Below are 11,889 nucleotides of genomic sequence, written 5' to 3'. Positions count from 1 at the left end.
ATGTCCGCAATGCCTCGGTACGTACGCTCCAGCACTTCACTGCACCATGTGCGATGGCTGCGCAGCAGCCGCAGTACCGGGATGAACAACTGCGTCGAGACCGCACGCCCGAGCACCGGACCGTGGTCCGGGATGGTCGCGGTGCGCGATTCCAAGAACACGGCGGGACCCGCCCTGCTGTTCACCCCGGGCGTCTGGGAGGGGTTCATCACCGGGCTGAACTGACCCCGCACGGTTCACCGTTCCACCGCACCACCGGCCGGCCGCCCCTGCGGACCACCGGCCGATCGCCCCACCCGCTCGTCGATCGATCGCTCCACCGTTTCACCGGTTCCGGCTGATCACGTCCACCGCGTGCTCGATCTGCTCCTCGGTGAGGTCCGCGCGGGCCGTCAGCCGCAGCCGCGAAACACCGTCGGGCACCGACGGGGGACGGAAACAGCCGACGGCGAGGCCCGCCTCGCGACAGTCGGCCGCCCATCGCACCGCCCGTTCGGGGGACGGTGCCCGCACGGAGACGACGGCCGCGTCCGGCCGTACCGCGGAGAGACCCTCCGCCGTCAGCCGCGTGTGCAGTGCCGTGGCCACCTCGCGCGCCCGCGCCGCACGCCCGGGCTCACGGCGCAGCAGCCGCAGCGCCGCGAGGGCCGCTCCCGCCGCCGCGGGCGCGAGGCCCGTGTCGAAGATGAAGGTGCGCGCCGCGTTGACCAGGTGGTCGATGACCGCCGCCGGTCCGAGGACGGCACCGCCCTGGCTCCCGAGCGACTTGGAGAGCGTGACGGTCACGACGACGTCCGGGTCCCCCGCGAGCCCCGCGGCGTGCGGAGCGCCCCTGCCGCCGTCGCCCAGGACACCGAGGCCGTGCGCGTCGTCGACGATCAGTCCGGCCCCGTGCTCCCGGCAGGCACGGGCGAGTCCGGCGAGCGGGGCCGCGTCGCCGTCCACCGAGAAGACCGTGTCGGAGACGGTGACGGCCGGTCCGTCGTGGGTGCCGAGGGCCTTGCGCACGGCGTCGGGGTCCGCGTGGGGGACCACCTGCGTGGTGCCGCGGGCCAGTCGGCAGCCGTCGATCAGGGAGGCGTGGTTGCCCGCGTCCGAGACGACCAGCGAGCCGAACGGCGCGAGCGCGGTGACGGCGGCGAGGTTGGCCGCGTAGCCCGAGGACAGGACGAGCGCGGACTCGAACCCGCAGAAGTCGGCCAGTTCGCGTTCCAGCTCGCCGTGGAGCTCGGTGGTGCCGGTGACGAGCCGCGAGCCCGTCGCGCCGCCGCCCCAGGTACGGGCGGCCTCGGCCGCGCCCTCGGTCACCTCCGGATGGCGGGCGAGACCGAGATAGTCGTTGCTCGCGAGATCGAGGAGCGGGGACCGGGCCGGACGGGGGCGCAGCGTCCGCACGAGTCCGGCCCTGCGGCGCGCCTCGGCCTGCTCGTCGATCCAGCCGAACGCCATGTTTCCTCCGGGTCTCGCTGCGGTGCGGTGGCGGTGATTTGTAGGCAGTGAACAGACCCTAGCGGTCACCCCGTCGGCGCATGATGTGGCAATACCCACACGTCGAACCATCTCTGTTGTGCAAACTCTCCTTGGCCGGGAGCGGTCGCATGGTCCAGGATCGGACCTCATGGACCTGCTGAACACGCTGGTGGACAAGGGGCTTCGGCGCGAGCTGCCGACCCGTGACGAGGCACTGGCCGTACTGGCCACCTCCGACGACGACGTGCTGGACGTGGTGGCCGCGGCCGGCAAGGTACGCCGGCAGTGGTTCGGCCGACGGGTGAAACTGAACTACCTCGTCAACCTGAAGTCGGGCCTGTGCCCGGAGGACTGCTCGTACTGCTCGCAGCGTCTCGGCTCGACGGCCGGCATCCTCAAGTACACCTGGCTCAAGCCCGAGGAGGCGTCCAAGGCCGCGGCGGCCGGTCTCGCCGGGGGCGCCAAGCGGGTGTGCCTGGTGGCCAGCGGGCGCGGTCCGACGGACCGCGACGTGGACCGGGTCTCCGACACGATCAAGGCGATCAAGGACCAGAACGAGAACGTCGAGGTGTGCGCCTGCCTCGGTCTGCTCTCCGACGGCCAGGCCGAGCGGCTGCGCGAGGCGGGCGCGGACGCCTACAACCACAACCTGAACACGTCCGAGGGGACGTACGGGGAGATCACGACCACCCACACGTACGCCGACCGGGTGGACACCGTCCAGAAGGCGCACGCGGCGGGGCTGTCCGCCTGCTCGGGTCTGATCGCGGGCATGGGCGAGTCGGACGAGGACCTCGTGGACGTCGTGTACGCGCTGCGCGAGCTCGACCCCGACTCCGTTCCGGTGAACTTCCTGATCCCGTTCGAGGGAACCCCGCTCGCCAAGGAGTGGAACCTCACCCCGCAGCGCTGTCTGCGCATCCTGGCCATGGTCCGCTTCGTCTGCCCGGACGTCGAGGTCCGGATCGCCGGCGGCCGCGAGGTGCACCTGCGCACGATGCAGCCGCTCGCCCTGCACCTCGCCAACTCGATCTTCCTCGGTGACTACCTCACCAGCGAGGGCCAGGCGGGCAAGGCCGACCTGGAGATGATCGCCGACGCCGGCTTCGAGGTGGAGAACGCGGGCGAGGTGACGCTGCCCGAGCACCGCGCCCCGTCCGGCGGCGGCTGCGGATCGCACGCGGAAGGCGGCTGCGGATCGCACGAGGGCGCCGGCTGCGGAGCGGCGGCCGAGGCGGGCTGCGGGTCCCACGGGGGCGGCGGCGTGTGCGGCTCGGTGCCCTCGGCCGCGGCCGAGGCTCCCGCCGACGCCCGTACCGACCTCGTCTCCGTACGCCGTCGCGGCGCCGGAACGGACCTCGCGCCCAATGCCTGACCTGTCCGTGCGGGAACTGCTCGACCTCGACCGGCGGCACGTCTGGCATCCCTACGGGCCCATGCCCGGCCGCCAGGAGCCGCTGGTCGTGGAGTCGGCGAGCGGGGTCCGGCTGCGGCTGGCCGACGGTACGGGCGAGCTGGTCGACGGCATGTCGTCCTGGTGGTCGGCCATCCACGGCTACAACCACCCGGTCCTGAACGACGCCGCGCGCGGCCAGCTGGAGCGCATGAGCCATGTGATGTTCGGCGGGCTCACCCACGAGCCCGCCGTCCTGCTGGCCAAGCGGCTGGTCGACATCTCGCCGGAGGGCCTGGAGCACGTCTTCCTCGCCGACTCCGGCTCGGTCTCGGTCGAGGTCGCCGTCAAGATGTGCCTCCAGTACTGGCGCTCGCTCGGCCGTCCGGGCAAGCAGCGGTTGCTGACCTGGCGGGGCGGCTACCACGGGGACACCTGGCAGCCCATGTCGGTGTGCGACCCCGAGGGCGGGATGCACGAGCTGTGGCAGGGCGTGCTCCAGCGCCAGGTGTTCGCCGACACTCCGCCGGCCGCGTACGAGGAGTCGTACGCGGACCACCTGCGCGAGCTGATCGGGCGGCACGCCGACGAACTCGCCGCGGTGATCGTGGAGCCGGTGGTGCAGGGCGCGGGCGGGATGCGCTTCCACTCCCCCGACTACCTGCGGGTGCTGCGCGAGGCCTGCGACGCGCACGACGTCCTGCTCGTGTTCGACGAGATCGCCACGGGTTTCGGCCGTACGGGTGAGCTGTTCGCGGCGGACCACGCGGGCGTCACCCCGGACGTGATGTGTGTCGGCAAGGCGCTGACCGGCGGCTATCTGACGATGGCGGCGACGCTGTGCACCTCGCGGGTGGCCGAGGGCATCTCGCGCGGTGAGGTCCCGGTGCTCGCGCACGGCCCGACCTTCATGGGCAATCCGCTCGCCGCCGCGGTGGCGTGCGCCTCCGTCGACCTGCTGCTGGGGCAGGACTGGCGGACCGAGGTGAAGCGGATCGAGGCGGGGCTGCGGGACGGCCTCGCGGAGGCGGCCTCGCTGCCGGGCGTCCGGGACGTACGCGTGCTCGGCGCGATCGGGGTCGTCCAGCTCGACCACGAGGTGGACATGGGGGCGGCGACGGCGGCCGCGGTGCGCGAGGGCGTGTGGCTGCGGCCGTTCCGCGACCTCGTCTACACGATGCCGCCGTACGTCACCGGTGACACGGACCTGGCACGGATCACACGCGCGGTGTGCGCGGCGGCGCGGGAGGGCTGAGATGGCGGTACTGGTGATCACGGGGACGGGCACGGAGGTGGGCAAGACGGTCGTCACGGCCGCCGTCGCCGCCACGGCCCTCGCCGCCGGGCGGTCCGTGGCCGTCCTGAAGCCCGCGCAGACGGGCGTGGGCCCGCACGAGCGCGGCGACGCCGACGAGGTGGCCCGGCTCGCCGGTGCCGTCACCACCCTCGAGCTGGGCCGCTATCCCGAGCCGTTGGCGCCCGCGACGGCCGCCCGGCGGGCCGGGCTGCCGACCGTGTCCCCCGAGGCGGCGGCGGAGGCCGCGGCGAAGCTCGCCACCGAACACGATCTGGTGCTGGTGGAGGGCGCGGGCGGTCTGCTCGTCCGGTTCGACGACGCGGACGGAACGCTGGCGGACGTGGCCCGGCTGCTGGACGCTCCCGTGCTGGTCGTCGCCTCGGCCGGGCTGGGGACGCTCAACACGACGGAACTGACGGCTCGTGAACTACGGCTGCGGGAACTGGAGTTCGCGGGCGTGGTGATCGGGAGCTGGCCGGACTCCCCCGACCTGGCGATGCGGTGCAACCTCGCGGACCTGCCCGCGGTGTCCGGAGCACCCCTGCTGGGCGCGGTCCCGGAGGGCGCGGGGATCCTCTCGCCCGCGGACTTCCGTGCCGGTGCGCCGGGCTGGCTGGACCACCGGCTGGGCGGACGCTGGAACGCGGGCGTCTTCGCCGCGGCGCACACGGCCTGACACCGGCTCCGTCACCCGGCCGTGGTCGTCCCCGGCCGGGTGAAACCGCCTCGCCCCCGACGGGCGAGGCGTGCGGCGGCCGTCCAGGGGGGACAATCCCGGTGAGCCCCGTCTCCCGGGAGGTCCGTCATGCCGTTCAAGCCGCTCCGGCCGGCCGGCTCCGGCAAGGTCTCCGCGGAGGCCGTGCACCATCCGGTGTTCGCCCGCTCCTACGCCCGTCTCAGTGTCCGCGCCGAGACCCGGATGGGGATCGGCGGGGTGCGCGACCGACTGCTCGCCGGGCTGTCCGGGCGGGTGATCGAGATCGGCGCGGGCAACGGTCTGAACTTCGCCCACTACCCGGGCACCGTCTCGGAGGTCGTCGCCATCGAACCCGAGCGCCTGCTGCGGCAGTTGGCGGTGGAGGCGGCGCTGCGCTGCGAGGTGCCCGTCGACGTGGCGCCGGGCGCCGCCGAGGCCCTGCCGGTCAAGAGCGAGGCGTACGACGCCGCCGTGCTCTCGCTGGTGCTGTGCAGCGTGCGGGACGTGCCGAGGACGCTCGCCGAGGTGCGGCGGGTGCTGCGGCCGGGCGGCACGGTGCGGTTCTTCGAGCACGGCAGGGGCGGCGGACGGGTCATGGGGGCGGTCCAGCGGGGCCTGGACGCCACGGTGTGGCCGCGGTTGTGCGGCGGCTGTCACGTGGCCCGCGAGCCGATCGCCGCACTGCGTGCGGCCGGGTTCGAACTGGGCCCGTACCGGCGGCTGCTGATGCCGGAGAAGGGCCCGCGCCTGCCCACGTCGTACTGCGTCCTGGGCACGGCCCGCCGGCCGCTCGGCTGACGGGTCCCGCGGCGGCCGGGCGCCGTGGGTGTCACAGACTCCAGCGGCGCAGTTCGTGCGCGATGTCGTGCACGGTGGCCTCGCCGTTCTTCACCAGACGGGCCAGGTCCCGCACCTGCTCGGGCGAGGTGACGACCTTCAGGCCGCTGGCGACGAGATAGGCGTAGGCGACGGCCGAGGCGAACATCGCGTTGGAGCGTTCCAGCGCCGGGACGTGCAGCAGGAGCTGGAGCAGTGCGGCGGCGCGGGCGTGCGGGCTGTCGTAGACCGGGATGCCGAGGATCTCCGCCTCGTGCCGGGCGACCGCGGCGACGAGGGCTCCCCAGTCGGTGACCTGGGGGTCTCCGGGGGTCTTCTGTTCGGCGATCATGAGGAGCCAGGCAAGATCGACTCTGAGACTGCTCAACGGATCAACGACGACCTTCGCTGGTGCCTTCACGGTCCGGGCCGAACTCCTCGGCGAACACGGACTCGTACTGCTTCATGAAATCGGCGGCGGCCTCCACGAAGGTGCGGCCCACTTCCCCGGTGTCCTGCCGGACCAGCTCCTCGATGTAGCGGTTCACGCTCATCCCCCGTTCCAGGGCTCGCTCACGGGCGGCTCTCGCGGTGCCCTCGTCCACCCGGACGTTCAGCTGAGTCTTCGCCATCCTTCGAAGCTAGCGCGATGCCGCTAGCACCGGCAAGGGGGCCCGGTCCGGGGCGGAGACCCGGCCGACGAAGACAGTAGGACGAAGACGCGAAGGCGAGGACGCGGACGCGAAGACGCCGAGGCGAAGATGCCGAGGGTGGAGAGCCGCGGTGGAGAGTGCCCCTTACATCGATATCAGGGACCCACCCTGGGACGGAGACCGCTCGGCACCTAGGGGGGATACCGGGTGTGCCCCCGGTCACACTACGCTCGGGCCGGACGAGGAGTCCGGGCATCCATCACAGAGGAGGCGGTCTTGTCCACAGCTGCTGCGGAGCAGATTCCCGGCCGCGCGGAAGGGGACGGGATCGCCGCCCGCGCCCGCGGCCTGACCAAGGCGTACGGTTCCGGCGAGACCGCGGTACTGGCACTCGACTCGGTCGACGTGGACATCGCGCGCGGCCGGTTCACCGCCGTCATGGGCCCCTCGGGCTCCGGGAAGTCCACCCTCATGCACTGTCTGGCGGGCCTGGACACCGTCTCGGCCGGACAGGTGTGGCTGGGCGACACCGAGATCACCGGCCTGAAGGACCGCGAACTGACCCGGCTGCGACGGGACCGGATCGGCTTCATGTTCCAGTCGTTCAATCTGATCCCCACCCTGAACGCGGCCGAGAACATCACGCTGCCCATGGACATCGCGGGCCAGAAGCCCGACCAGAAGTGGCTCGACCAGGTCATCGACACCCTCGGGCTGCGCGAGCGCCTCAAGCACCGGCCCGCCCAGCTCTCCGGTGGACAGCAGCAGCGCGTCGCCTGCGCGCGGGCGCTCGCCTCCCGGCCCGAGTTGATCTTCGCGGACGAGCCGACCGGGAACCTGGACTCGCGGGCGGGCCTCGAAGTCCTCGGGTTCCTGCGCGAGGCCGTCGACGGGCTGGGCCAGACCGTCGTCATGGTCACGCACGACCCCGGTGCCGCCGCCCACTCCGACCTCGTGCTCTTCCTCGCGGACGGACGGATAGTGGACGAGATGGAACGGCCCTCGGCGGAAGCCGTGCTGGAGCGGATGAAGCGTTTCGACACGGCCCGGGTGACCTTCGACGGCGGGCGCGGCACGCCCGGTGGAGCGGCGCCCGAAGACGGCGGGGACCCCACGGAGGGCGTCCGCGGCGCGGACGGCACGGCTCCCGTCGCCGCCGTCGACGACACCGCTCACGGCGGTTCCGGCGACACCGCTCCCGGCGGTTCCGGCGACGTGACCCTCGACAAGGACTGAGGCCCTCGTGCTCAAGGCGACATTGCGCAGCTTCCTCGCGCACAAAGGGCGGCTGCTGCTCTCGGCCCTGGCCATCGTGCTGTCCGTGGCGTTCGTCGCGGGCAGTCTCATCTTCTCGGACACGGTGACCCGTACGTTCGACCGGCTCTTCGCCTCCACCGCGGCCGATGTGACCGTGGAGCCGAAGAACGACCTGAAGTCCCAACTGCCCACCGGGGCCACCGAGACCGTTCCGGCCTCCCTCGCGGACCGGCTCGCGAAGGTCGACGGGGTCGCCGCCACGCACGTGGACGCGTCGGTGGAGAACGCCCCCGTCGTCGACAGCGCGAACAAGTCGGTCGGGCCGACGACGGGCGCTCCCACGATCGTCACCAACTGGGAGCTCACCGAACGCAGTCCGGTGAAACTGACCTCCGGGCACGAGCCGCACGGCGGCGACGAGGCGCTGCTCGACGCGGACACCGCCGACAAGAAGCACCTCGGCATCGGCGACACCCTGACCGTGCAGGCACAGCCCGGCTCCTTCCGGGTGCGGATCGTCGGCATCGCGACCTTCACCACCACCAACCCCGGTGCCGCGCTGGTCTTCCTCGACACCCCGACCGCGCAGACCAAGCTGCTCGGCCGCCCCGGACTCGCCACGAGCATCTCCGTGGACGCCGCGAAGGGGGTCGGCGACGCCCGGTTGAAGCAGCGCGTCCAGGCCGAACTCGGCACCGGGGCCTACGAGGTGAAGACCGCCGAGGAGCAGGCGAAGTCGTCCGCCGAGTCGCTCGGCGGGTTCCTCGACGTCATCAAGTACGTGATGCTCGGCTTCGCCGGGATCGCGGTGCTCGTCGGGATATTCCTCATCGTCAACACCTTCTCCATGCTGATCGCCCAGCGCACCCGGGAGCTCGGACTGCTGCGGGCGCTGGGCGCCGACCGTCGCCAGGTGCGCCGGTCGGTGCTCACCGAGGCGCTGCTCCTGGGCCTGGTCGGCTCGACCCTCGGCCTCGCGGCCGGGATCGGGCTGGCGGTCGGGCTGATCAAGCTGATGACCGCCTTCGGCATGAACCTCAAGTCCACGGAGATGGTGATCGGCTGGGGGACCCCCGTGGCCGCGTACGTCGTCGGCGTCGGCGTCACGTACGTCGCCGCCTATCTGCCGGCCAGGCGCGCGGCGGCCGTCTCCCCCATGGCGGCCCTCTCGGACGCCGAGGTCGCGGGCGTGGGACGGCCGTTGCGGGTACGGGCCGTGGTGGGCGGGGTCGTCGGCGCGGCCGGGGCCGCGGCCCTCGCGGGATGCGCGGCCTCGACGAAGACCTCGACCGCGGCCTCGCTGCTGGGACTCGGTGTCGTCCTGACCCTGATCGCGACGGTGATCGCCGGACCGCTGCTCGTCCGCCCGGTGATCCGCGTCCTCGGGGGCGCGTTCCCCGCGCTCTTCGGCCCGGTGGGCCGCATGAGCCAGCGCAACGCGCTGCGCAATCCGCGGCGCACCGGCGCCACCGCCGCCGCCCTGATGGTCGGTCTCGCCCTGGTCGGCGGGATGTCCGTGGCCAGCGCGTCCATGAGCAAGTCCTTCGACCAGCAGATCGACAAGACCCTCGGCGCCGACTTCGTGCTCCAGAACGCCAATTTCGTGCCGTTCTCGCACGAGGTCACGGAGAAGGTGCGCGCCACCGAGGGGGTCGGACTGGTCGTCCGGCAGCGGTTCACGCCGGTCGCGGTGAAGCTGCCCGACGGCAAGCGGATGGAGACGACCGCGGCGGCCTACGATCCGAAGCTGGACGACGTCGCCCACATCACGTACGCCCGGGGCGACACGGCCGCGGCGCTCGGCGAGGGCCGCATCGCCATGGACGTGAAGTTCGCCGACGACCACGACGTGCGGGTCGGCAGCACGATCCCGGTCGAGTTCCCCGCCGGCCGCACGACCGAACTGACGGTGGGCGCGCTCACCGACCAGGGCGGCGGAGGCTTCGGGACGCAGGGCGGACTCGTCTTCGGCTTCGGCACGATCGAGAAGTACGTGCCCGGCGGGCAGGACTCGGCGCTGTACGTGAACGCGGCCCCGGGCACCTCCCCCGAGAAGCTGCGTCCCCGGCTGGAGAAGACCCTGGAGCCGTATCCGCAGGTCCAGGTCCGCGACCAGGCCGACTACAAGAAGCTGGTCCACGACCAGATCGCCGTGCTCCTCTACCTCGTGTACGCGCTGCTCGGGCTCGCGATCGTCATCGCCGTGCTCGGCGTGGTCAACACCCTCGCCCTGTCGGTCGTGGAGCGCACCCGCGAGATCGGACTGCTGCGCGCCATCGGTCTCGGCCGGCGCCAGCTGCGCCGGATGATCCGTCTGGAGTCCGTGGTCATCGCCGTGTTCGGCGCGGTCCTCGGCCTGGCACTGGGCATCGTCTGGGGTGTCTGCGTCCAGCAGGTGCTCGCGCTACAGGGCATGAAGGCGCTCGCCGTCCCCTGGACGACGATCGTCGCGGTCGTGATCGGCTCGGCCGTCGTCGGTATCGTCGCGGCGCTGCTTCCGGCGCTGCGGGCGTCGCGCATGAACGTGCTCGCGGCCATCGCGCACGAGTGACCACGGGCCCGTCCCGGCCCACGTGGGCCGGGACGGGCCCACCTGCTCGCGCCCGCCGGCCGGGACGGGGACGGACCGCCCGCCCACTCCCGCTTCCCGGCCCGTCGGCACCGGGAAGCGGCCACTGCCCACCCGGTCCGCCAGGGCCGGGGACCGCCCGCCCGTTCTCCCCGGTCCGCCGCGGCCGGGGCGAGTCCCCCGAGGAAGGGATGACCCATGTCGCGCCCGTTCCGTTTCGGTGTCAGCCTGATCGCCCCGGCGACCGCCGCCGAGTGGACCGCCAGGTGCCGCCGCGCCGAGGAACTCGGCTACGACGTGATCACCGTGGCGGACCATCTGGGGATGCCCGCCCCCTTCCCCTCGCTGGTCGCCGCCGCGGCGGCGACCGAGCGGCCCCGGCTCGGCACGTTCGTGCTCAACACGGGCTTCTGGAACCCCGCGCTGCTCGCCCGTGAGGTGACCACCGCGGACGCCCTGACGGGCGGCCGTCTCGAACTCGGCCTCGGCACCGGATACGTGGCGGCCGAGCACGAGACGGCGGGCCTGCCCTGGGGCACCCCGCGCGAGCGCGTCGACCGTCTCCTGAGCACGGTCGAGGAGTTGAAGCACCTCCTCGGCCCGGACGGACCGCTCCGCCACGGCACGCCGTGGCCGGGCGGGAAGGCTCCCGGGCCGGGCGACGGCGGGCCGCCGCGGGTGCCCCTGCTGATCGGGGCCAACGGCGACCGGATGCTGCGCATCGCCGCGGAGCACGCGGACATCACGGCGTTCACGGGCGCGCGCACCGGAGGGAACGGCACGCTGGAGCCGCTGACGGCCGCCGAGCTCGACGAACGCGTCGCGCTCCACCGGAAGGCGTCCGCCGCCCGCGAGGAACCCGCCGAGCTCAATCTGCTGGTCCAGATCGTCGCCGTCGCCGACGACCGGAGTGCCGCCGTCCGGCCGTGGCTGCCCCGGCTTCCGCACCTGACCGAGCGGGAGGTGCTGGAGCTGCCCGTCGTCCTGATCGGCACCGTGGAGCAGATCGTCGATCAGGTCCGGGACCTGCGGGAGCGCTACGGATTCTCGTATCTGACGGTGCTGGAGCCGAACCTCGAGGCCTTCGCTCCCGTGGTCCGCGAGCTGCGCGGCCGATGACCGTCCGCATGGCGGAAATGCCGTTCCGTCCCGCGGCCCGCGTGGTGGGATCGGACCATGACCGACTTGCGCATACGGGCCGCTCGGCCCGAGGACCTCGACGCCGTGCTCGCCTTCTGGAAGACGGCCGCCGAGGGCACCAGCATCAGTGACGACCGCAGCGGCGTGGAAGGGCTCGTCGCCCGGGACCCCGGGGCCCTGCTGCTCGCGGAGCGCGCCGGGGAGCTGGTGGGCACGGTGATCGCCGGCTTCGACGGCTGGCGCTGCCATCTGTACCGGCTGGCGGTCCGTCCGGACCGACGGCGCCTCGGCATCGGCTCGGCGCTGCTGGCCGCGGCGGAGGAACGTTTCGTACGGCTCGGGGGGCGGCGCGGGGACGCCATGGTGCTGAAGCGGAACGAAACCGCCCACCATGCCTGGCGGGCCGCGGGGTACACGCCGGAGGAGCACTGGCGGCGCTGGGTGAAGCCGCTCACCGACTAGCGCTCCCCGGCGGGGGCGGAGGAGGGCCGCACCCGCCGGGCGGCGGCCGCCGAGGAATCCCCTTTGCCGATCCTTTACCCTTGTTGGACCATCGTTCCTCCGACGAAAGGTGTGAGCGTCCGCCCATGGGCGAGC

Annotated in this window: 12 protein-coding genes; 9 read left to right on the top strand and 3 right to left on the bottom strand. The window is 72.8% G+C overall.

All coding sequences use genetic code 11. The features are described from left to right. Positions 1-225 (top strand): DUF397 domain-containing protein, encoded by a 225-nt coding sequence (locus CW362_RS18510; RefSeq protein WP_103550612.1) that lies wholly within the window; start codon positions 1-3, stop codon positions 223-225. A 99-nt stretch (positions 226-324) separates the two neighbouring features. On the opposite strand, the gene CW362_RS18505 is transcribed toward CW362_RS18510, so the two are convergent. Then, the gene (locus CW362_RS18505) at positions 325-1,449 is read right to left on the bottom strand and encodes an 8-amino-7-oxononanoate synthase (protein WP_103550611.1); all 1,125 of its coding nucleotides are present in this window, start codon (positions 1,447-1,449) and stop codon (positions 325-327) included. Between the two features lie 169 nt (positions 1,450-1,618). Here CW362_RS18505 and bioB point away from each other — a divergent pair, with 169 nt between their 5' ends. The 4 genes from bioB (at position 1,619) to CW362_RS18485 (ending at position 5,655) form a co-directional block, all read left to right on the top strand. Continuing rightward, positions 1,619-2,845 carry a biotin synthase BioB gene (gene bioB / locus CW362_RS18500; RefSeq protein ID WP_103550610.1) on the top strand — a complete coding sequence of 409 codons (1,227 nt, stop codon included), beginning with the start codon at positions 1,619-1,621 and terminating at the stop codon, positions 2,843-2,845. Further along, on the top strand, positions 2,838-4,118 hold the full coding sequence (locus tag CW362_RS18495) for an adenosylmethionine--8-amino-7-oxononanoate transaminase (RefSeq protein ID WP_103550609.1): 1,281 nt from the start codon (positions 2,838-2,840) through the stop codon (positions 4,116-4,118). Before bioB ends, CW362_RS18495 begins: the two co-directional genes overlap by 8 nt. Before the next feature lies 1 nt (position 4,119). After that, positions 4,120-4,836 (top strand): dethiobiotin synthase, encoded by a 717-nt coding sequence (gene bioD / locus CW362_RS18490; RefSeq protein WP_103550608.1) that lies wholly within the window; start codon positions 4,120-4,122, stop codon positions 4,834-4,836. Positions 4,837-4,965: 129 nt separating this feature from the next. Then, complete coding sequence (locus CW362_RS18485; protein ID WP_103550607.1) at positions 4,966-5,655, top strand: class I SAM-dependent methyltransferase; 690 nt, start codon at positions 4,966-4,968, stop codon at positions 5,653-5,655. Positions 5,656-5,686: 31 nt separating this feature from the next. Here CW362_RS18485 and CW362_RS18480 read toward each other — a convergent pair whose 3' ends face one another. After that, the gene (locus CW362_RS18480; RefSeq protein ID WP_103550606.1) at positions 5,687-6,061 is read right to left on the bottom strand and encodes a fic family toxin-antitoxin system, toxin component; all 375 of its coding nucleotides are present in this window, start codon (positions 6,059-6,061) and stop codon (positions 5,687-5,689) included. A 4-nt stretch (positions 6,062-6,065) separates the two neighbouring features. Then, a complete protein-coding gene (locus CW362_RS18475; protein WP_103550605.1) occupies positions 6,066-6,305 on the bottom strand; it encodes a toxin-antitoxin system HicB family antitoxin in 240 nt (79 codons plus the stop codon). 297 nt (positions 6,306-6,602) lie between these two features. On the opposite strand from CW362_RS18475, the gene CW362_RS18470 reads away from it, so the two are divergent. From CW362_RS18470 to CW362_RS18455, 4 genes are all read left to right on the top strand, one after another. Then, the gene (locus tag CW362_RS18470) at positions 6,603-7,562 is read left to right on the top strand and encodes an ABC transporter ATP-binding protein (protein WP_103550604.1); all 960 of its coding nucleotides are present in this window, start codon (positions 6,603-6,605) and stop codon (positions 7,560-7,562) included. A 7-nt stretch (positions 7,563-7,569) separates the two neighbouring features. After that, positions 7,570-10,134, top strand: coding sequence for an ABC transporter permease (locus CW362_RS18465; RefSeq protein ID WP_103550603.1), 2,565 nt, complete (start codon positions 7,570-7,572; stop codon positions 10,132-10,134). Positions 10,135-10,350: 216 nt separating this feature from the next. Continuing rightward, positions 10,351-11,271 (top strand): LLM class F420-dependent oxidoreductase, encoded by a 921-nt coding sequence (locus CW362_RS18460; RefSeq protein ID WP_103550602.1) that lies wholly within the window; start codon positions 10,351-10,353, stop codon positions 11,269-11,271. Positions 11,272-11,328: 57 nt separating this feature from the next. Next, positions 11,329-11,754, top strand: a complete 426-nt coding sequence (locus tag CW362_RS18455) for a GNAT family N-acetyltransferase (protein WP_103550601.1) — start codon at positions 11,329-11,331, stop codon at positions 11,752-11,754. Positions 11,755-11,889: the final 135 nt, after the last annotated feature.

The sequence above is a fragment of the Streptomyces populi genome (assembly GCF_002911015.1).
GTDB classification, from domain to species: Bacteria; Actinomycetota; Actinomycetes; order Streptomycetales; family Streptomycetaceae; genus Streptomyces; species Streptomyces populi.
This window is presented reverse-complemented; position numbering and strand designations above follow the sequence as displayed.

Excerpts from the sequence above, each read along its gene's own strand:
- CW362_RS18510 (WP_103550612.1), top strand. The coding sequence starts at position 1 with ATGTCCGCAATGCCTCGGTACGTACGCTCCAGCACTTCACTGCACCAT.
- bioD (WP_103550608.1), top strand. The coding sequence starts at position 4,120 with ATGGCGGTACTGGTGATCACGGGGACGGGCACGGAGGTGGGCAAGACG.
- CW362_RS18460 (WP_103550602.1), top strand. The coding sequence starts at position 10,351 with ATGTCGCGCCCGTTCCGTTTCGGTGTCAGCCTGATCGCCCCGGCGACC.
- CW362_RS18475 (WP_103550605.1), bottom strand. The coding sequence starts at position 6,305 with ATGGCGAAGACTCAGCTGAACGTCCGGGTGGACGAGGGCACCGCGAGA.
- CW362_RS18505 (WP_103550611.1), bottom strand. The coding sequence starts at position 1,449 with ATGGCGTTCGGCTGGATCGACGAGCAGGCCGAGGCGCGCCGCAGGGCC.
- bioB (WP_103550610.1), top strand. The coding sequence starts at position 1,619 with ATGGACCTGCTGAACACGCTGGTGGACAAGGGGCTTCGGCGCGAGCTG.
- CW362_RS18455 (WP_103550601.1), top strand. The coding sequence starts at position 11,329 with ATGACCGACTTGCGCATACGGGCCGCTCGGCCCGAGGACCTCGACGCC.
- CW362_RS18485 (WP_103550607.1), top strand. The coding sequence starts at position 4,966 with ATGCCGTTCAAGCCGCTCCGGCCGGCCGGCTCCGGCAAGGTCTCCGCG.
- CW362_RS18495 (WP_103550609.1), top strand. The coding sequence starts at position 2,838 with ATGCCTGACCTGTCCGTGCGGGAACTGCTCGACCTCGACCGGCGGCAC.